A 1,369-nucleotide genomic window follows, 5' to 3' on the forward strand; every position below is an offset into this window, starting at 1 on the left:
GGCTCAACACCAAAATCTGTTCTTGCTAAAAAAGAATACAAAAAAACATCTGTATCCGCTAGAGTTGAGAGTACGACCAAACAACGCAGCGAGGTATACAGATGCACTCTCATTCTATCAAGGATTTATGGGATTTACCAGAACTAAAAATTACTGCAACCACTAAAATAAATCACCAAATTTTCATTGATGTCATGCCAATTAAATCTAAACAGGCCTGTCCAATTTGTGCATTTGAAAATACGACTCGTCGCGGAATCGGCTATGTTCGAAAAGTGCGTCATCTCGAAGCGTTTGGCTGCCCTGTTTATTTGAACTTACCTGCCATTCGTATGTCATGTACAGCTTGTTTTGCCCATTTTGTGTGGGCATATGAGTGTGTGGCACCGAAAAAACGATATACAAAGGCATTTGAAGCCACGCTGCCGAAGCAGGCAATCGGCGCTACCATCACGCATACATCACGTGTGGCAAACACACCCGCTACAACCGTTGCGCGTATCGTCCGTTCATGGAAAATGGAGGAAGCCACACGTGTCCAAAAAACTTGTCAGAAAAAAGCATTGGCGAGTCACAATCTCGTGCTAGGCATTGATGATTTTGCCATTCGTAAAGGGCATACGTATAACACGGGCCTCCATGATTTACGTGGTGGCACATTTTTAGATGTTATTCCTGGACGAAGAATCGAGGAATTACACGCCTATTTCAATACACAATCTACTCTTTGTGCGCTGAAGCCAGTGGCGATTGTCATGGATTTGGCAAAGGCATATCATACGTTTGCGAAAAAGATGTATCCTGCAGCGATCCGTATTGCCGATCGTTATCATGTCAATCGTTACGTAACTGAAGCGCTTCAAGCCGTGCGGAAATCCGTTCAAAAGCAGCTAGCACCGTTTGCCAAAAAGGACCTTAAGCAACACTTCCGAATTCTTGGTAAACGACGTGATCAATTGAAGAATGATGAAAAAAATATCCTACACCGACTGCTTCAATATGCCGAAATCCTGCATCAAGTCTACAGTTGGAAAGAAGCCTTTATCGAATGGTACGACTGTAGCTCCACGTATGAACTAGCAAAAAAAGGATTCGTACGTTGGTTGGCGCAAGGTACTACAATCAAGCATCCAGCCGTGGCATCCTGTCTGTTAACGATGCGCAATTGGCAAGAAGAAATCTGTAATTATCATCAATTACGCTTTACTAATGCGGCAGTAGAAGGGAAAAATAATCTCATTAAAGCGTTGCAAAGACGCCATTTTTTTACGCGCAATCCGCAGCACTATAAAGAGACGATTTTACTAGAATGCAATGCCGAATGGATTCAGTAGGGCTCTTAGTCAAGCACATGTTTTGGTGAAGAGCC

1 protein-coding gene is annotated in these 1,369 nt (G+C 43.2%); it reads left to right on the forward strand.

Going from position 1 to position 1,369, the window contains the following annotated elements:
• Positions 1-101 precede the first annotated feature (101 nt).
• Positions 102-1,334: an ISL3 family transposase gene (locus AC3II9_RS21440; protein WP_489158718.1), complete on the forward strand. Its 1,233-nt coding sequence runs from the start codon at positions 102-104 to the stop codon at positions 1,332-1,334.
• The last annotated feature ends 35 nt before the right edge of the window (positions 1,335-1,369 follow it).

It is taken from the genome of Lysinibacillus sp. RU7, from assembly GCF_057837305.1.

What these genes read in the sequence shown, in the direction of transcription:
- AC3II9_RS21440 (WP_489158718.1), top strand. Translation starts at nt 102, where the DNA reads ATGCACTCTCATTCTATCAAGGATTTATGGGATTTACCAGAACTAAAA.